General features: G+C 68.5%; 20 protein-coding genes, 1 pseudogene and 1 riboswitch. Of the genes and pseudogenes, 10 read left to right on the forward strand and 11 right to left on the reverse strand.

What is annotated here, in order from left to right; all coding sequences use genetic code 11:
• Window positions 1-32: 32 nt before the first annotated feature.
• Entirely contained in the window at window positions 33-1,055 is a 1,023-nt protein-coding gene (locus ACFVTE_RS04785; protein ID WP_387097567.1) for a general stress protein, read from the forward strand.
• 84 nt (window positions 1,056-1,139) lie between these two features.
• Here ACFVTE_RS04785 and ACFVTE_RS04790 read toward each other — a convergent pair whose 3' ends face one another.
• Entirely contained in the window at window positions 1,140-2,729 is a 1,590-nt protein-coding gene (locus tag ACFVTE_RS04790) for an aminopeptidase P family protein (RefSeq protein WP_387097570.1), read from the reverse strand.
• A gap of 94 nt (window positions 2,730-2,823) precedes the next feature.
• On the opposite strand from ACFVTE_RS04790, the gene ACFVTE_RS04795 reads away from it, so the two are divergent.
• The gene (locus tag ACFVTE_RS04795; RefSeq protein ID WP_387097572.1) at window positions 2,824-3,669 is read left to right on the forward strand and encodes a PHP domain-containing protein; all 846 of its coding nucleotides are present in this window, start codon (window positions 2,824-2,826) and stop codon (window positions 3,667-3,669) included.
• A gap of 57 nt (window positions 3,670-3,726) precedes the next feature.
• Here ACFVTE_RS04795 and ACFVTE_RS04800 read toward each other — a convergent pair whose 3' ends face one another.
• From ACFVTE_RS04800 to ACFVTE_RS04810, 3 genes are all read right to left on the reverse strand, one after another.
• The gene (locus ACFVTE_RS04800) at window positions 3,727-4,599 is read right to left on the reverse strand and encodes a DNA-methyltransferase (protein WP_387097575.1); all 873 of its coding nucleotides are present in this window, start codon (window positions 4,597-4,599) and stop codon (window positions 3,727-3,729) included.
• A gap of 5 nt (window positions 4,600-4,604) precedes the next feature.
• Window positions 4,605-6,299, reverse strand: coding sequence for a DEAD/DEAH box helicase (locus ACFVTE_RS04805; RefSeq protein WP_387097578.1), 1,695 nt, complete (start codon window positions 6,297-6,299; stop codon window positions 4,605-4,607).
• A gap of 302 nt (window positions 6,300-6,601) precedes the next feature.
• On the reverse strand, window positions 6,602-8,113 hold the full coding sequence (locus tag ACFVTE_RS04810; protein ID WP_387097581.1) for an RNB domain-containing ribonuclease: 1,512 nt from the start codon (window positions 8,111-8,113) through the stop codon (window positions 6,602-6,604).
• Between the two features lie 41 nt (window positions 8,114-8,154).
• Here ACFVTE_RS04810 and ACFVTE_RS04815 point away from each other — a divergent pair.
• Window positions 8,155-8,828 (forward strand): annotated as a pseudogene (locus ACFVTE_RS04815) (ferritin-like fold-containing protein).
• Window positions 8,829-8,839: 11 nt separating this feature from the next.
• Here ACFVTE_RS04815 and thiE read toward each other — a convergent pair.
• The gene (gene thiE, locus ACFVTE_RS04820) at window positions 8,840-9,541 is read right to left on the reverse strand and encodes a thiamine phosphate synthase (protein ID WP_387097584.1); all 702 of its coding nucleotides are present in this window, start codon (window positions 9,539-9,541) and stop codon (window positions 8,840-8,842) included.
• A 27-nt stretch (window positions 9,542-9,568) separates the two neighbouring features.
• Window positions 9,569-9,689: riboswitch (TPP riboswitch) on the forward strand.
• On the opposite strand from thiE, the gene thiO reads away from it, so the two are divergent.
• The 4 genes from thiO to ACFVTE_RS04840 all read left to right on the forward strand — a co-directional run bounded on the left by thiO (window position 9,682) and on the right by ACFVTE_RS04840 (window position 12,805).
• Window positions 9,682-10,971, forward strand: a complete 1,290-nt coding sequence (gene thiO, locus ACFVTE_RS04825; RefSeq protein WP_387097587.1) for a glycine oxidase ThiO — start codon at window positions 9,682-9,684, stop codon at window positions 10,969-10,971. It overlaps the preceding riboswitch by 8 nt.
• A 60-nt stretch (window positions 10,972-11,031) precedes the next feature.
• Complete coding sequence (gene thiS, locus ACFVTE_RS04830) at window positions 11,032-11,268, forward strand: sulfur carrier protein ThiS (RefSeq protein WP_003805112.1); 237 nt, start codon at window positions 11,032-11,034, stop codon at window positions 11,266-11,268.
• Window positions 11,269-11,273: 5 nt separating this feature from the next.
• Window positions 11,274-12,068: a thiazole synthase gene (locus ACFVTE_RS04835; RefSeq protein WP_387097590.1), complete on the forward strand. Its 795-nt coding sequence runs from the start codon at window positions 11,274-11,276 to the stop codon at window positions 12,066-12,068.
• Window positions 12,069-12,130: 62 nt separating this feature from the next.
• Window positions 12,131-12,805: a 4a-hydroxytetrahydrobiopterin dehydratase gene (locus tag ACFVTE_RS04840; RefSeq protein ID WP_387097593.1), complete on the forward strand. Its 675-nt coding sequence runs from the start codon at window positions 12,131-12,133 to the stop codon at window positions 12,803-12,805.
• A gap of 21 nt (window positions 12,806-12,826) precedes the next feature.
• Here ACFVTE_RS04840 and ACFVTE_RS04845 read toward each other — a convergent pair whose 3' ends face one another.
• The 3 genes from ACFVTE_RS04845 to ACFVTE_RS04855 are packed head-to-tail and all read right to left on the reverse strand — an operon-like array spanning window position 12,827 to window position 14,087.
• Window positions 12,827-13,129: a hypothetical protein gene (locus ACFVTE_RS04845; RefSeq protein WP_387097596.1), complete on the reverse strand. Its 303-nt coding sequence runs from the start codon at window positions 13,127-13,129 to the stop codon at window positions 12,827-12,829.
• Window positions 13,130-13,137: 8 nt separating this feature from the next.
• Window positions 13,138-13,362 (reverse strand): DUF3107 domain-containing protein, encoded by a 225-nt coding sequence (locus tag ACFVTE_RS04850; RefSeq protein WP_003805104.1) that lies wholly within the window; start codon window positions 13,360-13,362, stop codon window positions 13,138-13,140.
• A 56-nt stretch (window positions 13,363-13,418) separates the two neighbouring features.
• A complete protein-coding gene (locus tag ACFVTE_RS04855) occupies window positions 13,419-14,087 on the reverse strand; it encodes a TetR/AcrR family transcriptional regulator (RefSeq protein WP_387097600.1) in 669 nt (222 codons plus the stop codon).
• An 84-nt stretch (window positions 14,088-14,171) separates the two neighbouring features.
• Between ACFVTE_RS04855 and moeB the strand changes: the two genes are divergently transcribed.
• Window positions 14,172-15,371, forward strand: coding sequence for a molybdopterin-synthase adenylyltransferase MoeB (gene moeB, locus ACFVTE_RS04860; protein ID WP_387097603.1), 1,200 nt, complete (start codon window positions 14,172-14,174; stop codon window positions 15,369-15,371).
• A gap of 17 nt (window positions 15,372-15,388) precedes the next feature.
• On the opposite strand, the gene ACFVTE_RS04865 is transcribed toward moeB, so the two are convergent.
• The 3 genes from ACFVTE_RS04865 to ACFVTE_RS04875 form a co-directional block, all read right to left on the reverse strand.
• Entirely contained in the window at window positions 15,389-17,737 is a 2,349-nt protein-coding gene (locus ACFVTE_RS04865) for a multicopper oxidase domain-containing protein (RefSeq protein ID WP_387097606.1), read from the reverse strand.
• Entirely contained in the window at window positions 17,734-18,420 is a 687-nt protein-coding gene (locus ACFVTE_RS04870; protein WP_387097609.1) for a hypothetical protein, read from the reverse strand. Before ACFVTE_RS04870 ends, ACFVTE_RS04865 begins: the two co-directional genes overlap by 4 nt.
• A gap of 96 nt (window positions 18,421-18,516) precedes the next feature.
• The gene (locus ACFVTE_RS04875) at window positions 18,517-19,869 is read right to left on the reverse strand and encodes a glutamyl-tRNA reductase (RefSeq protein ID WP_387097612.1); all 1,353 of its coding nucleotides are present in this window, start codon (window positions 19,867-19,869) and stop codon (window positions 18,517-18,519) included.
• Window positions 19,870-20,027: 158 nt separating this feature from the next.
• On the opposite strand from ACFVTE_RS04875, the gene hemE reads away from it, so the two are divergent.
• Together hemE and hemG are read left to right on the forward strand one after the other, a co-directional pair.
• Window positions 20,028-21,122 carry a uroporphyrinogen decarboxylase gene (gene hemE / locus ACFVTE_RS04880; protein ID WP_387097615.1) on the forward strand — a complete coding sequence of 365 codons (1,095 nt, stop codon included), beginning with the start codon at window positions 20,028-20,030 and terminating at the stop codon, window positions 21,120-21,122.
• A gap of 6 nt (window positions 21,123-21,128) precedes the next feature.
• Window positions 21,129-22,628, forward strand: coding sequence for a protoporphyrinogen oxidase (gene hemG, locus ACFVTE_RS04885; protein WP_387097618.1), 1,500 nt, complete (start codon window positions 21,129-21,131; stop codon window positions 22,626-22,628).
• The last annotated feature ends 29 nt before the right edge of the window (window positions 22,629-22,657 follow it).

The following is a 22,657-nucleotide window of genomic DNA, read 5'->3' on the forward strand; positions in this document are numbered from 1 at the left end:
TCGCACCCATGCTTATAGGCAAGAATGAAGACATGGCGAATATTTTTGGTGCTCCCAAGGCTGGACCCAACGGCTCGGACGAATCGAAGACGGTCCCCACCGGGGATACCGTCGGCTCGTATACCTCCTACCTGGACGCCCAGAAGGCCGTGGACTACCTCGCCGACCAGCAGTTCCCGGTGCACCTGGTGTCCATCGTGGGGAACGACCTCAAGATGGTGGAGCGCGTGACGGGGCGCCTCAGCTACCCGCGGGTAGCGCTCTCCGGTGCCCTGAGCGGCATGTGGTTCGGCCTCTTCGTCGGCGTCATGCTGTCCTTCTTCACGCCCGCCGGCGGGACGTTCTCCATCATCAGCTCGGTGCTGATGGGTGCGGCGTTCTTCATGCTGTTCGGGATCGTCACCTACGCCATGCAGCGCGGCAAGCGCGACTTCACGTCCACCAGCCAGGTAGTTGCCACAAACTACGACGTCGTCGTGGCCTTCGAGGCGGCCCACGAGGCACGCCGGCTGCTCCAGCAGCTGCCGATGACGCCGTCCGACGCCACCCCGGGCGGAGGCCCCGCGGCGCACACCCAGCACGATTACCAGAACCAGCACGACTACCAGAACCAGCCCTACCAGCAGCCGGGCCGGCACCAGGGACCGCCGCAGGGTCCGTCCCAGGGCCAGGCGCCGCAGCGGCCGGCGGGCTGGAACGACCCCTACGGCCAGCGCAGCCAGGACGCCAGTGAACAGTACGGAGCGGGCCAGCACGTGCAGGGCGGACAGCCGCAGGATCCCCACCAGCAGTACGGCGCAAACCAGCAGTACGGCTCAAACCAGCAATACGGCGCAGGACAGCAGGGCCAGCAGCACGACGCCGAGCAGCCGTACGTTGCCAACCAGCAGGCTGGCGCCAACCAGCAGGGGCAGGCAGCAGAGGGCACACCCGCAGCGGGCCAGCGCCCGGCGTCTTCCGTCCGCTACCCGGACCTGCCGGACGGCCGGCCGCAGTACGGCGTACGGGTGGATCCGAACCAGGCCGACCAGGACCGGGACGGACAGCAGCAGTAGCAGGGGCCGACATTTAGGCCAGGACAGCAAGAAGGGACGGCCACCGGATCATCCGGTGGCCGTCCCTTCTTGTGTTTGGTACGACTAACCCTGGGCGTCGTTCTCCTGGTAAATGCCGGCCATCCAGGCCTCGACGTCGTCCGCCGTGCGGGGCAGCGCCGCGCTGAGGTTCACGGGGCCCTCGGCGGTCATCAGGATGTCATCCTCGATGCGCACGCCAATGCCGCGGTACTCCTCGGGAATGGCGAGGTCCTCCTGCTTGAAGTACAGGCCCGGTTCGATGGTGAAGACCATGCCCTCGCGCAGCACACCGTCCAGGTAGAGTTCCCGTCTGGCCTGGGCGCAGTCGTGGACGTCGAGGCCAAGGTGGTGGCTGGTGCCGTGCGGCATCCAGCGCCGGTGCTGCTGGCCGTCCTCGCCGAGGGCCTCCTCGACGGAGACCGGAAGCAGGCCCCATTCGGCGAGCCGCTCCGCGAGGACAGTGGTTGCGGCGGTGTGCACGTCGCGGAACTTCACGCCGATCTGCGCGGCCGCGAAGCCGGCATCGGCCGCGTCCAGGACGGCCTCGTAGATCTTGCGCTGCACGTCCGAGAACGTGCCGTTGGCCGGAAGCGTGCGCGTGATGTCCGCGGTGTAGAGCGAATCGGCTTCAACGCCCGCGTCCAGCAGGAGCAGCTCACCGGCGTTGACTTTGCCGGTGTTGCGGGTCCAGTGGAGCACGGTGGCGTTGTTGCCGGAGGCGGCGATGGTGTCGTAGCCGAGTTCGTTGCCCTCCTCCCGGGCGCGGGCGAAGAAGGCGCCTTCCACCACGCGTTCGCCGCGGTCGTGCGTCAGCGCGCGGGGCAGGGCCTTGACCACCTCGGTGAAACCCTCCACCGTGGCGGCCACGGCAGTCTGCATCTGCTCGATTTCCCACTCGTCCTTGGTCAGGCGCAGCTCGGAGAGTGCTTCCGAGAGCTTCTCGTCGAGGGCGTCCAGCACGCCCAGGTCCAGGTTGTCCGGATCCTTCGCGGTGTTGTAGCGGGCAGTGTCCACGAGGGCATCGATGTTCTCATCCACCTTGCGCACCAGGCGGATGGAGATGCCGCCGATTTCGGGGGCGCCGACGTTCTTGGTGACAGCCACCTCGAGTTCGTCGATGTGGGCCGTGGGGATTCCGAGCCGGGCCTCAAACTCGGCCAGCGTGGGCCGCGCGCCGATCCAGAATTCTCCCGACCGCGCGTCGGCGTAGAACTGTTCGGTGTCCCGCCCGGCCAGCGGCCGGAAGTAGAGCGTGGCGCGATGGTTGCCGCCGTCGTCGCCCTTTCCCTCCTCGACAGGTTCGAAGATGAGCACGGCGTCGGGCTCATGGTCCAGCCCGAGGCCGGTGAGGTGGGCGAAGCCGGAGTGCGGCCGGAAGCGATAGTCGCAGTCGTTGGACCGGACCTTCAGGGGGCCGGCCGGAAACACCAGGCGTTCGCCCTTGAACTGGTCGGAGATGGCGCGCCGCCTCCTCGCGGCGTGGCTGGCCACGGCGTCCCGTTCAGGGGTCACCTGCGGCGCGGGCGCCCAATTGCTGGCCATGAAGGCCTTGAAGGCCGCGGAACTGGGCCGCTGGGAGCGGTTGTTGACGCGCTCTTCCAGAGGCTGGGAAGCTGTGTTTTCACCGTTGTGGGTGTTGTCTGCATCGTTCACCGTCCAATAGTCTCACCAGTCCCAAGGACTCACCAGCCGAGGCAGAATCACGCCATCCCGGCCAGAGAGGCGCGCCATCTACTAGGCTGGGCTGGTGAGGATAGATCTGCACGCCCACTCGAATGTTTCCGACGGCACGGAAACACCTGCTGAGGTCATGGCAGCCGCGGCGGCGGCAGGGCTGAACGTCATTGCGCTGACGGACCATGACTCCACGGACGGCTGGGAGGAAGCGTCCCGGGCCGCTGCCGACAACGGCGTGGCACTGGTGCCCGGCATGGAGATCTCCTGCCGGACGGAGCACGGGATCAGCGTCCATCTCCTGAGCTACCTGCACGACCCCACACACCCGGGCCTGCTCGAAGAGATCACAAAGGCCAGGGAAGCCCGCCTGACGCGCGCCGAACGCATGGTCACGCTGCTTGCCGAGGATTACCCGCTGAGCTGGGACGACGTGATCCACCACGTGGCACCCGGGGCCACGCTGGGACGGCCGCACATCGCCGACGCCCTGGTGGCTGCCGGTGTGGTGGCGGACCGTTCCGAGGCCTTCACCTCGATCCTCACCTCCCACTCGCGCTATTTCGTGCAGCACTACGCGCCGGAGCCGGCCCTCGCCGTGGAACTGGTCCGCGCCGCCGGCGGCGTACCCGTCTTTGCCCACCCCGTCGCCTCCGCGCGGGGCCGCATCGTGGGTGAAAGCACGTACCACAGCATGATCGACGCCGGCCTGGCCGGGCTGGAGGTCAACCACCGGGACAACCCGGAGGAGGGCCGGGAATTCCTGCGGAAGCTGGCCGCCCAGCACGGGCTCCTGGTGACCGGGTCCTCGGACTACCACGGCCTGGGCAAGCCCAACCGGCTCGGTGAGAACCTGACCGCGCCCGACGTGTTCGAACGGATCGAGGAGCTGGGCACGGGCACCGCCGTCGTGCGTTAACCCAACTGACTGGCAGTTGTTGTCGTTTTGGGGCCTCAAAACGACAACAACTGCGAGTCAGTTGGGCGGGTAGGACGCGATCTCGGCGTGCGCCCCGAGCCGCTTGGCCATGACGTCGATGGCCGGCTGGTTCTGGTCCACGCAGACGAACCTGCGGCCCATCTTGGCCGCCACCGCACCGAGCGTGCCGGAGCCGGCGAAGAAGTCGAGGCACCAGTCGCCCGGGCGGCTGGACGCGGCCACCACCCGGCGGACCAGGCCCTCTGGCTTCTGCGTGGGGTAGCCGGTTTTTTCCTTGCCCGTGGGGGAGACGATGGTGTGCCACCAGACGTCAGTAGGCAGCTTGCCCAGCTCGCGCTTGGCCGGAGTCACGAGCCCGGGCGCCATGTAGGGCTCCCGGTCCACCTCGGCGCTGTTGAAGTGGTACTTGGCGGGGTTTTTGACGTACACGAGGATGTTGTCGTGCTTGGTGGGCCAGCGGTTTTTGGCGCGCGCACCGTAGTCGTAGGCCCAGATGATCTCGTTGAGGAAGCACTCGCGGCCGAAGATGGCGTCCAGCATCACCTTGGCGTAGTGCACCTCGCGGTAGTCGAGGTGCAGGTACAGGGTGCCGTCGTCGGCCAGGAGCCGCCAGGCCTCCACCAGGCGCGGCTCGAGGAAGGACCAGTAGTCGCTGAAGGCGTCGTCGTACCGGTGCAGGGCGCCCTTGATCGTGTCGTAGGAGCGGCCCTTGAAGCCCACCCGGTCGCCGTCGCCGTCGGCGTTCAGCACCATCCGTGTTTCCTGGCGCTGCTGGGCCCGGCCGGTGTTGAAGGGCGGGTCCACATAGATCAGCGTGAAGGCGCCGTCCGGCAGCGTGGGGAGGAAGTCCGCGTTATCCGCGTGCACCACCAGGTTGCTGCCGTCCGGCGCCCAGACAGTTTCAGTCATTGAGGCTATGGGGCCTCGGTGCCGGGCTGCGCGCCGCTTGCAGCGGATTCGCTGCCGGAAACCACTTCGCCGTTGCGCCGGCGCGTGCGGGTGCGGTTGCGTCGCGGGCGCGCCGGCTGCCCGCCTTCAACGGTCGCGGTGGCAGCGGTACCGGTGCCGGCTTCCGCACCGGACTCTGAGGGTCGGCTGTCGGAAGCACGACGGCGGCGCTCGCCCGAACGCTTGCCCGCGTCAGCGCCGCGGCGGCTGCCTTCCCTGCTGCCGACATCCCTGCCGCCGGAGCGGCCGGAATCGCGGCCGCCCGAGCGGCTGTTCTTCTTGCCGGTCTCGCCGAGGTCCTCCAGGACCTCGGCGTCGACGCCGGCAAGGGTGCGCTTGTTGCGGGGCAGCCGGCCCTTGGTGCCCTCCGGGATGTCCAGGTCGGTGTACAGGTGCGGCGAGGAGGAATACGTTTCGACCGGTTCGGGCACGTTCAGCCCGAGCGCCTTGTTCACCAGGCCCCAGCGCGGCATGTCGTCCCAGTCAACGAACGTCACCGCCGTGCCCTTGTTGCCGGCGCGGCCGGTGCGGCCCACGCGGTGCAGATAGATCTTCTCGTCCTCGACGCACTGGTAGTTGATGACGTGCGTAACGTCCTCGACGTCGATGCCGCGCGCGGCGACGTCGGTGGCCACCAGGACGTCCACCTTGTTGTTGCGGAAGGCCCGCAGCGCCTGCTCGCGGGCGCCCTGTCCGAGGTCACCGTGGATGGCGGCTGCGGCAAAGCCGCGGTCCACCAGTTCCTCGGCCACCTTTGCGGCGGTCCGCTTGGTCTTGGTGAAGATGATGGTGCGCCCGCGCTCCCGCGCCTGCAGGATCCTGGAGACCACTTCGGTCTTGTCCATGCTGTGGGCGCGGTAGATGAGCTGGCGGATGTCGCGCTTGGTCAGGCCTTCGTCGTCCGGATCGGCGGCGCGGATGTGGGTGGGCTGGGTCATGTACCGGCGGGCCATCGCGATGACCGGGCCGGGCATGGTGGCCGAGAACAAGAGCGTCTGGCGGACGGCGGGGGTGCCGGCGATGAGGGTCTCGACGTCGGGCAGGAAGCCGAGGTCCAGCATTTCGTCGGCCTCATCCAGCACGACGATCTTGACGTTCTTGAGCACCAGGTGGCGCTGCTTGAAGAGGTCGATGAGGCGGCCCGGCGTGCCGACGACCACTTCGACGCCCTTCTGGAGCGCGTCGATCTGCGGCTCGTAGGCGCGGCCGCCGTAGATCGTGGCGATGCGGACATTCCGCTTGCGGGATGCGGTCTGCAGGTCGTTGGCCACCTGGACGGCAAGTTCGCGGGTGGGAACGATCACCATGGCTTGCGGCGCGCCGGGGGAGGGGAGCTTGTCGAAGCCGGCGTCGTCCCGGCCCACCACGCGCTGCAGCACGGGGATGCCGAAGCCGAGGGTCTTGCCGGTGCCGGTCTTGGCCTGGCCGATGATGTCGTGGCCGGACAGGGCGACGGGCAGGGTCATGGCCTGGATGGGGAAGGGGTGCGTGATGCCGGCGTCGGCCAGGGATTCGACGATGTCGGCGCGGACGTCGAAGTCGGCGAACGACTTTTCGGCTATTTCGTGCGGCTTCTCGTCCGAGATGATGGTCTCTTCCGGCTCGATGGTCTCGGTGCCGGTGTCGTCGGAGAGAAGCTGGTGGGTATGCAATTCACTCACAGGGGAGTTTCCTTATTCATTTAGGCATTGGCACCGCCTGCTCAACGGGGCGGGCGCAGGGGCCGTTCCGGAGCACGCTCAGGCGCACAAGCAATTCCAGTGGAAGCCGATCGCGGGCTATCTAATTGCCGGCACTGGGGACCGGCGGGTGTGACTCAAGATCGCGTAGGGGCGGGCTTGTTGAATTCAAATCGAGGAAATCAACGACCGGGCATCCATTACTACCCACCCAGTCTACTGGCAAACCCGTGTTTTCCTTGACTCAGGCCGCCGCAGGGGCCTGTGGCGGGCGCGGGAGCGGATCAGTCGACGAGCTCCAGGTGGATCTCGCGGGTGCTGATGTCCGAGGAGACGAGCCGGACGCGGACCCTGGTGCCGGGCTCCATTTCGCCCTCGCACCTGGCTGTCACGGCCGGTTCGGCGATCTGGACCACGCCGGAGGGGCCGGACCCGTTGCTCCCCTTGCCGTTCATGCCCTTGCCGCCATTGCTGTTCCCGTTCCCGTTGCCGTTCCCGTTCTTGGCCGGTTTTGACCCGGTGAGCACCACGGCATCGAACTCCTGCCCGATGTGGTTGATCAGCAGCGCGGCTTCCACGGTGTCCAGGGCCAGGCGTTCCATCCTTGCCGCCAGCTGGTCGGAGTACGCCATGATTTCGGGCAGCGAGGGAAGCGCCTGCCGGGCCCAGGCCGGCACCGGCCGGTCATTGCTCAGGGCCTCGCAGATGACCAGGACGAACCGGTCCACGAGCCGGCGCAGCGGCGCTGTGGTGTGCGCGTACGCGGTGCCGATGGCCGACTGGACGGCGTCCTGCGGGACGGTTCCATCGAAGTGCGTGTACGCGGCTCCGCGGAAGAGCATGCCGGCCGAATGCAGGATGGCCAGTTGTCGGTGGTCGGTGGGATCGAGGGTGCGCAGGTACTCGCCGTAGGTTTCCTGCCCGTCCCACGGTTTGCCCAGCGCGGCTGTCTGCCGCTTGAAGTGGCTGAGCGAGCGTTCATCCGGGGCGGGCATGGTGCGCAGGATCCCCACCTTGCCGTTGAGCATCAGGGAGGCGGCGGCCATCCCGGTCATCAGCGAAATCTGGGCGTTCCAGTCCTCCACCGGAAGCTGGGGCACTGCCACGATCCGGTAGCCGCCGTCGGGAAGCTGGACGATCTCCTGCTCGGGCATGTTCAGGCTGGCGCCGCCGCGGGCCCGCTCCAGGTCCACGCGCTTGCGCCCCACCTCGCGCAGGAGCTGCAGCATGGGCGGGGCCGTGCCGGCATCCAGGTCCGCCTGGACGCCCTTGTAGTTGAGCTTGGCCCGGCTGCGCACGGTTGCCCGGCGCACCACCACGGACACCACCTCGGCGGCGGCGTCGAGCTCGAACTCCCACACGAAGGCGGAACACAGCTGCCCGGCCAGCAGGCTGCCGGCGTTCTCGCTGATGACCTCCGGGTGCAGCGGAATCCGTCCGTCCGGGGCGTAGAAGGTTTGGCCGCGGCGGCGGGTTTCGGCGTCGAGCGCGCCGCCCGGCTGCACGAAGGACGGGACGTCGGCGATGGCGTAGAGGATCCGGTAACCCTCGCCGCGGCGTTCGATGAAGAGCGCCTGGTCAAGGTCGGTGGACGACGGCGGATCGATGGTCAGGAACTCCACCCCGGTCAGGTCCAGGGCCGGGAATTCCCGGCCGGCAACAGCCCCTTCGGCTTCCTTGAGCACGTCCTCGGGGAATTCCCCGGGAAGCTCCAGTTCCGTCCGCAGCGCGCTCAGGGCGTCCGCGAGCGCGTTGGTCTGCTCGTGGACGCTGGGCGAGAGCCGATGATGTGACACGAAAATCAGGTTAGCCCGAATTGCGCCGTTAGTCTTGGATTATGGGCACATCCTCGGCTGACACCGCTCGCTACGACCGCTTTGTCGCAGACCTGTTCGGAGTCATGGCATACGGCGAGCTGTCCGCGTTCGAGCGGCTGTCCTCGGACGCCCGGTACTCGCCCACGCTGCACGACCGCGCCGTGCTCGGCAGGATCGCCGTCATTGAATTCCAGCACTACGAGCTGGTGAGCGCCAAGCTGGCGGAGATGGGTGTCGACGTCGAACACGCGATGCTGCCGTTCCAGCTGGCCGTGGACCATTTCCATGAACGGACCCGCCCGGCGGACTGGTACGAGTCCCTGATGAAGGCCTATGTGGTGGACACAGTGTCCGCCGATTTCTACCGGGCCGTGGCCCGCTTCGTGGATACGTCATCCAGCGGATCCAGCCATCCGAAGAGGCCACGGCCGTACTCCGGGAACGGCTCAAGGGAGCACTGGCCGACGACCCCCGGCTGGCGTCCCGGCTCGCGCTGTGGGGCCGCCGGCTCCTGGGCGAAGCGATCACGCAGGCCCAGCGCGTGGGCCACGAAAACGCCTTTCTGAGCGAGCTGTTCGTCGAGGCGGAACCGGGCGCCACGGACACCACCGCACGCGAGCTGGTGCGCGGCATCACGGCCGAAGTCGCGGAAAACCATTCCCGGCGGATGGTCCAGCTGGGCCTCAGCGGCTAGGCGCTCTTTCCTTAGGAGACGGCTGCCGGCGCCGTTGCGTCCAGAGCGTCGAGCAGTTCTGCTGCAGCGGCCGAGGGGTCAGCCGCCTCGGTGATGGCGCGCACGACGACGATCCGGCTGGCGCCCGCCGCCAGGACCTGCTCCACGTTCGTGCGGTCGATCCCGCCGATCGCGAACCAGGGCAGCAGCAGGCCGCCCACCCGTTCCTCGTTCGCGCTGCGGACGGCCTCCGCCGCGTAGCGCACCAGGTCGAGCCCGACGGCCGCGCGCCCGGGCTTGGTGGGCGTGGCCCACAGCGGACCCACGCAGAAATAGTCCAGGCCGCTGCGCCCCTGCGCGGCGGCGACGGCGGCGTCCACCTGCTCCGTGCTGTGGGTGGACAGCCCGATGACCGTGGCATCGTGCAGCAGCTTCCGGGCGGCGCGGAGCGGCAGGTCCTTCTGGCCAATGTGGAACACCGGCGCACCGGCGATGGACGCGATATCGGCACGGTCGTTCACCGCCCACAGCCGGCCGTGCCGGCGGGCGGCGGCATGGACGACTTCCAGGAGCTCGAGTTCCTCGGCCGCCTCGATGCTCTTGTCCCGCAACTGGATGATGTCCACGCCGCCGGCGAACGCCGCGTCCACGAAGTCCGCAAAGTCCCCGCGGTCCTTGCGGGCGTCGGTGCAGAGGTAGAGGCGGGCGGCGTTGTGGGCAGAGTGCTGGGTCATGGCAACCACCTTAGTTCCTCTAAACTGGGCAGGTACCGCGGGAGCCCGTTACTGCTGTCATAAAAGGCGCAGGGCTGAGAGGGCGTCAGAGCCGACCGCTTGACCTGATCCGGTTAGTACCGGCGTAGGGAAGGATTTTCATGAACCCTGAAACCAGCGGCGCGGACTGTGCCGCCACCTGTCTTGAGGCGGATGTGGCCGTCATCGGCGGCGGCGTGGTGGGCCACGGAATCGCCTGGGAAGCACGGCGCTCCGGCCGTTCGGTGGTGCTCATCGATGAGGCCCCGGGCAGCGGTGCAAGCTGGGCCGCGGCCGGCATGCTGGCTCCGGTCAGCGAACTGCACTACCAGGAGGAAGGGCTCCTGGAGCTGATGCTGGAGTCCTCCGCCAGATGGCCTGAGTTTGCCGCCACACTCACTGCCGGCGAGGACGCCGGATACCTGACGACGCCGACCCTTGCGGTGGGTGCCGACCCGGCCGACCGCCGCGCCCTGATGGACCTGCGGGACGTGCAGCGGAGCCACGGCCTGAAGGTTGAGCCGCTGACCATCCGCGAGGCACGTTCCCGGGAGCCGCTGCTCAGCCCCGCGATCTCCTGTGCCCTGGACATCCCGGCGGACCACCAGGTGGATCCGCGCCGGCTGGTCCGGGCGATTGCTGCCGGGCTGGCCGGCCATCGCCAGGAGATCGCGGCAGCGGAGGGCTACGCGGTGCGGGACAACGCGGCCGGCCTGCTCCGGGACGGCGGACGGGTCAGCGGGGTCCGGCTTGCCGGCGGCGGGTCGGTTCGGGCGGCCGAGACGGTGGTGGCCAACGGCCTGGCCGCGGCGCAGCTGCAGGACCTGCCGGAAAGCCTGCAGCTGCCGCTGCGCCCGGTCCACGGCGACATCCTCAGGCTGCGGGTCCCCGCGCACCTGCAGCCCCTGCTCACCGCAACAGTCCGCGGCATGGTGCGGGGCGTTCCGGTCTACATCGTGCCCCGCCAGGACGGCACGGTGGTGATCGGCGCCACCCAGCGCGAGGACGGCGTGCCGGGCACCAGCGCCGGCGGTGTCTACCAGCTGCTGCGCGACGCCCAGGTCCTGCTGCCGGCGGTCGCCGAGCTCGAGCTCCTCGAAGCCACTGCGCGGGCGCGGCCGGGCACACCGGACAACGCGCCGCTGCTCGGCCGGGTGCCGGCCGGCGGGCAGGAACCCGGCACGGACGTGGCCGGCCTCATCATCGCCACCGGGTTCTTCCGCCACGGCGTCCTGCTGACCCCGGCGGCCGCAGTGATCTGCCGCCAGCTCATGGACGGCATTCGGGATCCGCGCTGGGCCGCCTTCCGGCCGGGCCGGTTTTCCCCGGGACTCCATGAACCGGCTGAATCCGCCCCGGCTGAATCCGCGCCGCTGCAACCCGACATTGCACTCAGCCCTGCCCCCGGCTGATCACCGCGCAGCCCATCACCGCATGACACGCGTCACATTTGACCCGAACAAGGAACCAGCATGAACATCACTCTGAACGGTATCGAACAGGAAGTAGGCGAGGGCGCCTCAGTGACCTCGCTCGTCAGCCAGGTCACGGGACGCCGCCTGTCCGCCAACGGACAGGCCGCCGACGGCCAGCGACTGGGTGTGGCGGTGGCGCGCAATGCAGCCGTCGTGCCGCGCAGCCAGTGGCACAGCACCGCCCTCGCCGAGGGCGACGAGATAGAACTAGTCACGGCAGTCCAAGGAGGATGAGCGCGATGGCAGAAACATTGGTTGAGACAGCAGACAGCCTGGTCATTGACGGGGTGGAGCTGACCTCACGGCTCATCATGGGCACCGGGGGCGCCCCGAGCCTGGACGGCCTCGGCTCAGCGCTGGTCGCGTCCGGCACCCAGCTGACCACGGTTGCGATGCGGCGCTACTCGCCTGCCGAAACGGGTTCGCTCTTCCAGCTGCTGGTGGACCACAACATCCGCGTGCTCCCCAACACCGCCGGCTGCTTCACCGCCCGGGACGCCGTCATGACGGCCGAGCTGGCCCGCGAGGCGCTGGAGACGGACTGGGTCAAGCTCGAGGTCATCGCGGACGAGCACACGCTGCTGCCGGACGCCGTGGAGCTCGTGGACGCCACCGAGCAGCTGGTTAACCGCGGCTTCAAGGTCTTCGCCTACACCAACGACGACCCCGTCCTGGCACTCCGACTCGAAAACCTGGGAGCCTCGGCCGTGATGCCGCTGGGAGCACCGATCGGAACGGGCCTGGGCATCCTGAATCCGCACAACATCGAGCTGATCGTGTCTCGGGCCTCCGTTCCCGTGGTGCTTGATGCAGGGATCGGCACGGCCTCGGACGCGGCTTTGGCGATGGAGCTGGGCTGTGACGCCGTGCTGCTGGCAACCGCGGTCACCCGCGCGCAGAACCCCGCGCTCATGGCAGAGGCCTTCAAACATGCTGTCGCCGCGGGTAGGCTGGCGCGTGCGGCCGGGCGGATCCCGCGCCGTGAGCATGCCCTGGCCTCGTCGGCCATGGAGGGCCGGGCGGAGTTCCTTTAAGCCCGCCCATCCCTGGCGGCCCGGCGGCGGCAGGCTCAACAGGTCCTGCCTAGGAGTGCACCGTGGCCGCCAGGGAAGACATCCTCACCCGACCCCAGATCGACGAAGCGCTCGCAGGCCTTCCCGACTGGCGTTACCGGCTGGGCGGCCTGGTCACCGTCTACAAGACGCCGACGGCGGCCGCTGCGCTGGAGCTGATCGCCGCCGTCGGGCGTGTGGCCGAGGACATGGACCACCATCCGGATCTGGACTGGCGCTACAACCGGGTGTTCATCCGGTTCAGTTCCCACGACGTCGGGGGCGAGGTGACCACGCGGGACACCGGAGCCGCGGCCTCGGTCAGCGCGGCCGCGGCGGCGGCGGGCGCTGAGGCCCAGCCCGGCCTGTACCGGTCGGTGGACATCGGCATCGACACTGCCGACGCCGCGGAGATTTCCGAGGTCTGGCGCGTCGCGCTCGGCTACCGGAAGGGCCGTTTCGGCGATCTCGTGGACCCCTACGGCCGCGGTCCCGGGGTGTGGTTCCAGGAGACCGCGACGCCCAGCGACAACCGCCTGCACCTGGACGTCCACCGTTCGAAGGCCGAGTCGGCACCCGTCCTGGAAAAGACTGCTGCAACCGGGGCCTTAATGAACAGTGACCACGCACCCAATTGGGTGGTGGTCACTGATGCCCAGGGGAACCGGCTCTGCTTGTGCACCGAGGAAGGCCACGAGCCTGACGTCAGCGGGTCCTGACATTGCCGGACTGGCGGGCGCCTAGATCTTCAGCGCTGCCGTCAGGCGGTGCGTGTCCTGTTTGGCCCGCGAGCGGCCCAGGTAGACCGCCACCGCCAGGGCCGCAGCCGTCCCGGCTGCCATGGGAACGACCCACGGCAGCCACGTCAGGCCCGGCTGGTAGCCCAGTCCCGCCCACATGCAGATGATCCACGCCAGCATCCCCACCGCCGCAGCGGTGCCGGCCGGCAGGAGGATGCCGTACTTGGTGTGGCGCCGGTCGTTGGCCCAGACGATGAAGCCGGCAGCGACAGTCACCAGGAGCACAATCACGAGGGACAGCACGGCGCGGCCTACAGGGCGCCGAAGCCGACCCGGCGCACTTCCTCTGCGCCGATTTCGACGTAGCCCAGGACGTTGGCCGGGATGATGATCTGGCGGCCCTTCTCGTCGTTCAGCCGGAGCTCGCTGCCCTTGGCGATGGCCTCGGCCACTACCTTGGCCACAGCGTCAGCATCCTGAGCCGATTCCAGCACAATTTCACGGCCGACATTCTGAATGCCGATCTTTACTTCCACAGCGGGGCCTCCCAGCCAGTCAAGGTTGAATTTTCAAAGGTAGTTTCAGTTGTAGTCTAGGTCTCTTTGGGGAAGCGAGAGATTCCGCGCCAAGCTAAACGGTAAATCAGGTCGCTGGCCACATCCATGTCCAGGGTCCCGTCCGTTTCGAGCCAGTAGCGCGCGCTGACGTGGGCCATGCCCGCCAGCCCGCGTCCCAGCAGCTGGGCCTCCACCAGCGGCAGCTTGGTGTCCTCGGCGATGACCCGCGCAATGGCCTCGGCGAAGGTCTTGTTGAAGGTCTCCAGGCGCGAGCTGACATCGGCGTCGTTGATCAGGTCCGACTCGAACACCAGCCGGTGCGCCTGGTCATCGCTGTCAATGAAGCGGAAATAGGCACGCATCACTGCCTTCACGCGCTCTTTGTTGTCCGTGGTGGAGTTCATCGCCCCCATCATGAGCTCGGTCAGGGACCCGAGATGGCTGTCCAGCAGGGCGAGGTAGAGTTCCCGCTTTGACGGGAAGTGCTGGTAGAGCACCGGCTTGCTGACGTGGGCCGTTTCCGCGATCTCGTCCATGGCTGCGCCGTGGTAGCCGTTGGCGACAAAAACCTCCTGCGCCGCGGCCAGCAGCTGGGCACGGCGCTCGTCGCGCGGCAGCCTGACGGAGCGCTGGCCGGCGGGGCGGGCCTGGCCGGCATTGGATTGCGCGGCCTGAGTTCGATCAACCGGTGCATGATGAACCACTGTTGGCCTTCTTTCCTTTGCAGTTAACTTCACTTTACCCGGGGGTAATATGACCGCGCGGTATCTTCAGGCATACATTGAAGTATGGCTTCTCCGTCCACCGCAAATACAGTCCGCACGTACCCGGGCCCCCTCGTCGAACCCGCGCCCGGGCTGTCCACCGAAGAGGTGGAGCGGTATTCCCGGCACCTCATCATTCCCGAGATCGGCGCCCTCGGCCAAAGGCGGCTGAAGAACGCGCGCGTGCTGGTCATCGGCGCCGGCGGTCTGGGCGCTCCGGCGCTGCTCTACCTCGCCGCCGCCGGCGTGGGAACCATCGGGATCATCGACGATGACGCCGTGGACCTTAGCAACCTGCAGCGGCAGGTGATCCACGGAGTCCACGACGTCGGCCGGCCCAAGATCGAATCCGCCCGGGACGCCATCGCGGAGCTGAACCCGCTTGTTGACGTCCGGCTGCACAACGCCAGGCTCGACGCCTCCAACGCCCTGGAGCTCTTCGCCGGCTACGACCTCATCCTCGACGGCGCGGACAACTTCGCCACGCGCTACCTGGTCAACGACGCCGCCGCCATCCTGGGCAAGCCCTACGTGTGGGGCTCGATCTTCCGTTTCGACGGGCAGGTCAGCGTCTTCTGGGAGCAGCAGGGGCCTACCTACCGTGACCTCTATCCGGAGGCGCCGCCGGCCGGTTCCGTGCCGTCGTGCGGGGAGGGCGGCGTGTTTGGCATGCTGTGCGCGGCGGTCGGATCGCTGATGGTGACGGAGGCCGTCAAACTGATTACCGGCGTCGGGCGTTCCCTGCTGGGCCGGGTGGCGCTGTACGACGCCCTGGGCGGCAGCTGGCGCGAGATCAGGGTGTCCAAGGACCCCGACGCGCCGCGGATCACCGAGCTCACCGACTATGAGTCCTTCTGCGGCATCGCCCCGGAGGCAACAAGCGACACGGAACACACCGTGACGGCGACGCAGCTGGCAACCATGCTGGCCTCGCGGAAGGCGGGGCTGAAGGACTTCGACCTCGTGGACGTGCGGGAATCGGGGGAGCACGACATTGTCCGGATCGACGGCTCCGTGCTGATCCCGCAGGGTCGCATCCTCTCCGGCGAGGCCTGGGGCGAGCTGCCCCAGGACAAGGACATCGTGTTCCACTGCAAGGCCGGGACACGGTCCGCAGCCGTGCTGGCCGCCGCCCGGAAAGCCGGCTACCAGCGCGTCAGCCACCTCGATGGCGGCATCCTCGCCTGGGTTAGGGACGTGGAGCCGCAGAAGCCCGTCTACTGATCCCGGCTCTGTCCCGCTCACCGCGCGATAACGGGGATCTGCCGGCTGTGCAGGACCTCGCGGGTGATCCAGTGCAGCAGGTCCACCGTGAGCTTGTAGTCGCCGGCCGCCGGCGGCTTCAGGAGCATGTCGTAGCGCTCCGCCGCGCCGAAGTTGATGAGGCTGGCGCGCATGGGGCTGGTTTCCGAGATGGGCCGGGCCGGCGCATTTGGGTTTGAGGTGTCCCGGAACGGGCGCCCGTCGTGCGAGATCAGCTCCGCCATGGCCACACGTTTTCCCGCGGCGTCGGTGAAATAGGCGTTCACGGGGAAATAGTTGGCGTTCAGCAGACGCAGCAGGGTGGGCTTGACCGTGCCCCCGTTGGATACCCTGGCACGGATGCGCGTCAGCTGGATCGGACCCTCAGCGGTGGGCACAGGGGCAAGTTCGCCGCCCAGCAGGTAGAGGTGCTGCGGGTTGAACTTATCCAGGCCGGCGTCGTCCCCGGAGAGGCCCGCGGCGTGGTTGAGCTCGTGCCAGCGCGGGTCCACCGAATACGGGACCAGGATGGTCTCGGTGTCGATGTCGTACTCCGGACCGTCGACGAATGCCCGCCGCGCTCCCTTGGTCACCGGGTAGTCCTTGTGTACCGGCGGGTCAATGATCAGCGGGCCGAACATGCCCATCTGCACGTGCAGCGTGGTGTTCACGTGGCAGTGGTAGAAGTACGTTCCGGATGCGCCGACGTTCGGGTTGCCGGGTATGCCGCGTTCGGGGCGCCACTGGTAGGTGTAGGAACCGGAGACCTCAAAGGAGGTGTGGCCCACGCCGTCGTTCCGGGGATCGGGTTCCATGCCGTGCCAGTGGACCGTGTGGACCCGCTTGCTCGGGTGGATGGTGCCGTGGAACAGCTGGCCCTCCGTCAGCCGCACCAGGGGAGCGGGGAAGATCCGGCCCGAGTTCTCGGTCTCGAAGGTCCACATCTCGAACTCGCCGCCGTCGTCGAACTTCATCTTCCGGTTGAAGAACTTGAACTCGTGGGCGATGTCGGGCTTCAGGGGAAACTCGGTCGCCGGGCTCCCCTCGTGCATCTGGTGCGAACTGAAGTCCACCTGGCTGCGGAACAGTTCGTGCGGCGGAGTGGCGTTGACAGGCCCGGGGGCGGCGATGGTCCAGTGGCCCACCAGGCCGCCCGGGTACATGCCGCCGCGCGCCACCTGCGACGGCTCCGCGTGGCAGTGCATGGGGTAGTTCCAGTCTGTCTTCCGGGCGTTCCACACCTGGTCGACGGCCTCCGGCGGGCGCCGCATCGGAAGCATCGACTCCTTGCGGTCCAGCGGATGCATTTCGACGACGTCTTCCCACTGCTGGAGCACCACGTGCCCGTCGGCGTCCACCCTCCCCCCGGTGCGGGGAAATGGCTCACCGTTGCGCTGGACGGTCCAGAGATGGTTTCCGTGGAAATGCAGCTGGTGGTGGACCACGCCCGCATTGACAAAGCGCATGAGCTGGCCGGCGCGGACGGTGCCCGCTGCAGGGCTCAGGCTGAAGTTCCGGACGTCGACCTGGCGCGCCGACCCGGACATCAGGGTGTCCTCCTCCCGGATCCGGTTCAGCGCCTCATCCGTGGAGGCGGCCAGGGACTGGAAGCCACTGCGCCCGTTGAGCGTGAAATAGCGCGGCACCACGGGCGTCTTGTCCGGGTCCACGGTGCCCTGCCGGGACGCGATGCCGGCCCAGACCGGATCCACGTTGTGGAGGATCCACAGCCACTGGCGCTCGAATTCCGGTCCGTCGGCGCCTGCCAGCCACGGCGAGTCCGGGTTCACCACCAGCAGCGTGCCGAACAGACCCAGGACCCGCTGCACCGGATCCACGTCGGGGTCTGCCGGATCGCCGCCGGGGTCGCAGTACAGGTAGGCGCCTTCCGTGGGCGCCTTGAAGGACAGCGTCTTGCTTTGGCCCGGCCTGATGGCCCCGGTTCCTACGTGGCCCTTCGTTGGGCCCGCGTTGAGGAACTGCAGCGCATGCACCTGGGTGAGGTTGTTGGTCACGCGGATGCTGATGGTACTGCCGGTTTCCGCGATGAGCGTCCGGTCCGGGAAGAAGCTGGCCCAGTGCGCGCGGCGGACCAGGAACTCCCCGGGGTTGAGGGGATCCTTGGCTGCCGGTGTGGGCCGCCCCAGAGGAGGCACCGCGGCTTTGAGCGGATAGGTGCGGCTGGCCACGACGGAGCCGTTGCGCAGGAACACCCGGGGACTCACGAAGAGGCTGGGCTTCGGATCCTTGACCGCCGTCCTGCGGTCGCCGAATCCGCGGTGGTAGACCAGCGTGCCGTCCACCATCGGAAGGTAGCCATCGTTGATGTGAAGGTCCAGGGCGCTCACGAGGCCACCTTGGCGACAGTGAGCAGCGGCAGGGCGAGGGCCTGGGCGGCGTCGTCCTCCACTCCCGTGTACTCGATCTCCATGGCGACGGAGTCGTGGGGAGCGAGATAGCTGATCCAGACCTGCTCGGTGGCGCCGGCGGCAATCGTGCCGGGACCGCGGTCGGCGTCCTGTGGGGCCACTGTGATGCCGGAGGGAAGCAGCTTGAGCCGCAGCTGTCCGGGGCTGAACAGGACCGGCTCGGACCGGACATTGGTGAGTGCCACTTCGAGCACCACGACGTCACCCCAGGTGAAGTTGCCGGGCTGCGGCCAGTCGGAGTCCAGGAGGGGGTCGCTGTGGTGGTCATCCGCTGTGGCACCCTGCCGGCTGGAAACGCGCTGGACTCCGGGCTGGCCGGCCGCGGCGGCCCGCCGGGTTCCGTCCGTGACCTGCGATATGGCCGACGCGAGCGGCGTGGCAGCGGGCCGCCCCTCCGCGTCAAGCCTTGCCAGTCGTCCTGCGTCCACGAGGGACAGTGTCCCGAAGGCCGTGGAAAGCCCGGCTCCGCCGCCGGGTCTGCTGCGGGAAACTAGGCCGTAGGTCCCGCCGCCCACCAGCAGAAGTGCTCCGCCTCCCAGCAGAAGTCCGAATTGCCGCCGGCTCAGAGGTGCGATGGCAGGGGCCGGTGAAGGAAAATTCATGGCTGCTCCCCAATATTGTTTTCACGGGCAACCTCAATGCTGCGCGGGGAGCCTATGGAAAGCTTGTGGGGATCTGTTTGTCAGAACATAGGCAGGTTAGGCGGAGTTCCTGCGGGTCTCGTTTTCCTGAGGGGGATTGCCGGCTGTGAGGGTGCTGTGGTCCACGGGGCATTCGGCCTTGGACGCGGTGCCCGGCTGTTCCACCGTGATGCCGTACAGGGTTTCCAGGGCAGCGACGTAGTCGTCCTGCTGGCCGTTGGATGCCAGCTCGCGGGCGCGCACCGTGGGGACGTGGAGCAGCTGCTTCACCATGCGGCGCAGCGCAAACTCCACCTCTTCGGCAGCGGCGGTGCAGCCGTGGCGGGCCCGCACCTTTTCCATTTCCGCGTCGAGCACATTCATGGTGTGGCGGCGGAGGGCCACAATGGCCGAGTCCACGGACCGCGCCTCGCGTTCCTGCTCAAACGCCTGGGCGGCACCGGAAACCATGGTGCTGGCCTGGGCGAGGGATTCCGCCTGCTCCTGGGGCGCTGCGAGCCGCACGGACTCCAGCGTCAGCAGCTCCACGCCGTCGAGCTCTCCGACGGCGGGATCAAAATCGTGGGTGAGCGCCAGGTCGATGGCGATCAGCGGCTGGGTGGACCCGGCGCGGACCTGGGCGAGTTCGTCGGCTTCCACCCGTGTGTCCGAGCCGCTGCAGCCGATCATGACGTCGGCGGCGGCGACGGCGGCGTGCAGGGAGTCGCCGTCGAGGGCGGTCCCGCCCCGCGTTGCCACGAAGGTGGCAGCCCGTCCCGACGACGAGAACACCGAGATGTCGCGGCAGCCGCGTTCGCGAAGGAGCGACATAGTGGCGCCGGCATAGGCGCCGGTGCCGAACACCACGACCTTCTTCTTCGACCAGTCGGTCTCTTCGGATAGGTCGGTGGCCAGGTCGAGCGCCACGGAAACGATGGACAGGCCGCGGGAGCCGAGGGCTGTCTGCGCGCCGACGTCCTTGGCGGTCTTGGAGGCGGCCTGGAACAGGCGGACCAGCCCGGCGCTGGCCGTGCCTTCATGCTGGGCGGTGATCAGGGCCCGGCGTACCTGCCCGGCGATTTCGCGTTCGCCAACCACCGCGGAGTCGAGCCCGGAGCTTACGGCGAACAGGTGCTTGGTGACCTCGGGGCCGGTGTTTGTGCTGAACGAACGGGACACCAGTTGCTCGCTGAGTCCGCTCGATTCGCTGATCTGTCCCACCAGGGCAGCGCGTGCGGCCTCCACGTCGTCGGCATGCGGCGCCTCGCCGTAGATTTCGTAGCGGTTGCAGGTGGCAAGGACAACGGCGCCCTTGACCGCCGGGGAACCGGCGAGGGCGGACGTGGCAATGCCAGAAGAACCGTTGCTCAGCTGAGCAACGGTTTCGAGGTCGATGTCGGCGTGTGTAGCCACCAATGAGAAAAGAACCACAGCAGGACAATCATAGCTTTTTCGCACCGGCGTAGAACAACCCTTCAAACGGATAGGGGCTTTCGGTGCCTGTGATTCTTGCCACCCGCCCGACGGGCGGCCGCGGGCTGACAAGCTGTCGTTATCTTTTGGTTGCGAATTTGGGCACAATCAAAGGCATGACTTCTAGCGCTGTAACCCCCGCCGGTACCGGACTCGACGCAGGCCACCCGCTTCGCGACGGACGCACTGCAGACTCTCCGCTCATCACGGCGTACCGCGGCGGCAAGCCCAGCCGCCGCCCGGTGTGGTTCATGCGCCAGGCGGGGCGTTCCCTGCCTGAATACCTGAAGGTGCGCGAGGGTGTCGCCATGCTGGACTCCTGCCTGCGGCCCGAGCTTGCCTCTGAAATCACGCTGCAGCCGGTGCGCCGGCACGACGTTGATGCGGGCATCTTCTTCTCCGACATCGTCATTCCGCTGAAGCTGGCCGGCGTCGGCGTCGACATTGTGCCCGGTGTGGGACCGGTCCTGGACAAGCCCGTGCGGACCGCCGCCGACGTCGCGGCACTGCCCCGCCTCACCGAGGAGTCCCTGGAACCCATCCGGGAAGCGGTCCGGCTGACCGTGGACCAGCTCGGCAAGACCCCGCTGATCGGCTTCGCCGGTGCGCCCTTCACGCTGGCCGCCTACATGGTTGAGGGCCGGCCCTCCCGTGACCACCTTGGTCCGCGCACCATGATGCACGCCGACCCCGACACTTGGACGGCGCTGGCCAACTGGGCCGCGGATGCCTCGGGCCTGTTCCTGCGCGCGCAGCTGGAGGCCGGTGCCTCGGCCGGCCAGCTGTTTGACTCCTGGGCGGGTTCACTCGGCCTGGCCGACTACACCCGCTTCGTCGCTGCGGCCTCGTCCCGCGCCCTGGACCACGTCCGTGACCTTGGCGCGCCGCTGGTCCACTTCGGCACCGGCACCTCCGAACTTCTCGTGGCCATGCGCGACGTCGGCGTTGACGTCGTAGGTGTGGACTACCGGCTGCCGCTGGAGGAGGCCAACCGCCGGCTGGGCGGCACCGTCCCGCTGCAGGGCAACATCGATCCGGCGCTGCTGTCTGCCCCGTGGGAAGTCCTTGAGGCGCACGTCCGCGAGGTTATCGCTTCAGGCGCGGCAGCCCCCGGCCACGTGCTGAACCTTGGCCACGGCGTGCCGCCGGAAACGGACCCGGACGTCCTGACGCGCGTCGTTGAACTCATCCACTCCATCGCTCCGGAGTAAAGGGCCGTGGCTGCGGGCAGTCCTCCGGCCGCAGGACGCACGGCCCTGGTGGTCGGCGGCGGCATCTCCGGGCTCCTGGCCGCCCGGGAACTGGCCCGGGCGGGCCTCAACACCACGGTGCTGGAAGCCGCTGAGGCGTGGGGCGGCTGCGTGGGCCGGCACGACGTCGCCGGGCTGACCCTGGACAGCGGCGCCGAGTCCTTCGCCACCCGTTCCACCGCGGTGGCCGACCTGGCCGCCGAACTGGGGCTGGGCGGACATATCGTCGCCCCGCGGCCCGGCGGCGCCTGGGTGCAGCTGCCGGGCGGGCCCCGCGAACTTCCGAAGACCGGCGTGCTGGGCATCCCGGCCAATCCGTGGGATCCGGAGGTACGCCGCTCGCTGGGCCTGGGCGGCTCGCTGCGCGCCTCGCTGGACAAGCTGCTGCCCGCCTCCGTGGGAACCACCGCCGAGGTTTCCAGCGTCTCCGCGCTGGTGCGGGCCCGGATGGGACGGCGCGTCCTGGAACGGCTGGTGGAACCTGTGGTGGGCGGCGTGCATTCGGCTGATCCCGGCCTGCTCGACGTCGACATGGTCGCCCCGGGGCTGCGCGCGGGAATCGCCCGGCACGGCTCGCTGGCGGCCGCTGTGGCCGCACAGCGCAAGGGGGCCGGAACCCAGGCCACGCAAGCGCAGAGTAACCAAACGCAGGGCGCGCAAACCCAAGGAAAACCGGCGAAGGCGGGCTCCGCCGTCGCCGGCCTGAGGGGCGGCATGCACACCCTCATCACGGAGCTCGTGGCGGACCTCCGGGCGCGTGGCGTGCAGCTGCTGGCCGGTACGGCGGCCACCGCCGTCGCGCGCACCGCGCACGGCTGGGAGGTGGCGGCGGGGGAGGGGAGCTTTCGGGCCGACGTCCTGGTGGTCGCCCTGGACGGGCCGTCCGCGGTATGGCTCCTCGGGGAAGCGGTCCCCGCGCTGGCCCGGCACCAGCCCGGACCCGGGCCCGTGGTCAAGCTTGTGACACTGGTTGTTGATCTCCCGGCGCTGGACAGGCGGCCGCGCGGCACCGGAATCCTGGTGGCGCCGCAAACGGAGGGAATCCGGGCAAAGGCGCTCACCCACGCCACCGGCAAATGGGACTGGGTGGCGGAGGCGGCCGGACGCGGCAGGCACGTGCTGCGGCTCTCCTATGGGCGCAGCGAGGGCGGATCAGCCGCAACTGCCAGCGCCGCGCCGGGGCCGGAATCGGCGTCTGACGAGGAACTGCTTGACATGGCTTTGCAGGATGCGTCAGCCCTGCTGACCGTGCCGGTCACACGGGAGTCGCTGGTGGACTGGGACGTGGTCAGCTGGGCCGGAGCGCTGCCGTTCGCCGCCGTGGGTCACCGGCAGCGGGTTGCCCAAGTGCGACAGGTCTGCGCCGGCATTGACGGTCTGCTGGTGGTCGGCGGCTGGCTGGCCGGCAACGGGCTGGCGGCTGTGGTGGCCGACACGAAGAAGCAGCTCGCGGCCTTCCTGGCGTAGGGCTGACTCGCCCGGCCGCGGGTCGCCCG

The sequence above is a fragment of the Arthrobacter sp. NPDC058097 genome (assembly GCF_042884885.1).
In the GTDB taxonomy this organism is placed as follows: Bacteria; Actinomycetota; Actinomycetes; order Actinomycetales; family Micrococcaceae; genus Arthrobacter.

Bases quoted from the DNA above. Each gene is read 5' to 3' on its own strand.
- ACFVTE_RS04785 (WP_387097567.1), top strand. From the start codon at position 33: ATGGCGAATATTTTTGGTGCTCCCAAGGCTGGACCCAACGGCTCGGAC.
- ACFVTE_RS04800 (WP_387097575.1), bottom strand. From the start codon at position 4,599: ATGACTGAAACTGTCTGGGCGCCGGACGGCAGCAACCTGGTGGTGCAC.
- thiE (WP_387097584.1), bottom strand. From the start codon at position 9,541: ATGACCCAGCACTCTGCCCACAACGCCGCCCGCCTCTACCTCTGCACC.
- thiO (WP_387097587.1), top strand. From the start codon at position 9,682: ATGAACCCTGAAACCAGCGGCGCGGACTGTGCCGCCACCTGTCTTGAG.
- thiS (WP_003805112.1), top strand. From the start codon at position 11,032: ATGAACATCACTCTGAACGGTATCGAACAGGAAGTAGGCGAGGGCGCC.
- ACFVTE_RS04835 (WP_387097590.1), top strand. From the start codon at position 11,274: ATGGCAGAAACATTGGTTGAGACAGCAGACAGCCTGGTCATTGACGGG.
- moeB (WP_387097603.1), top strand. From the start codon at position 14,172: ATGGCTTCTCCGTCCACCGCAAATACAGTCCGCACGTACCCGGGCCCC.
- ACFVTE_RS04870 (WP_387097609.1), bottom strand. From the start codon at position 18,420: ATGAATTTTCCTTCACCGGCCCCTGCCATCGCACCTCTGAGCCGGCGG.
- hemE (WP_387097615.1), top strand. From the start codon at position 20,028: ATGACTTCTAGCGCTGTAACCCCCGCCGGTACCGGACTCGACGCAGGC.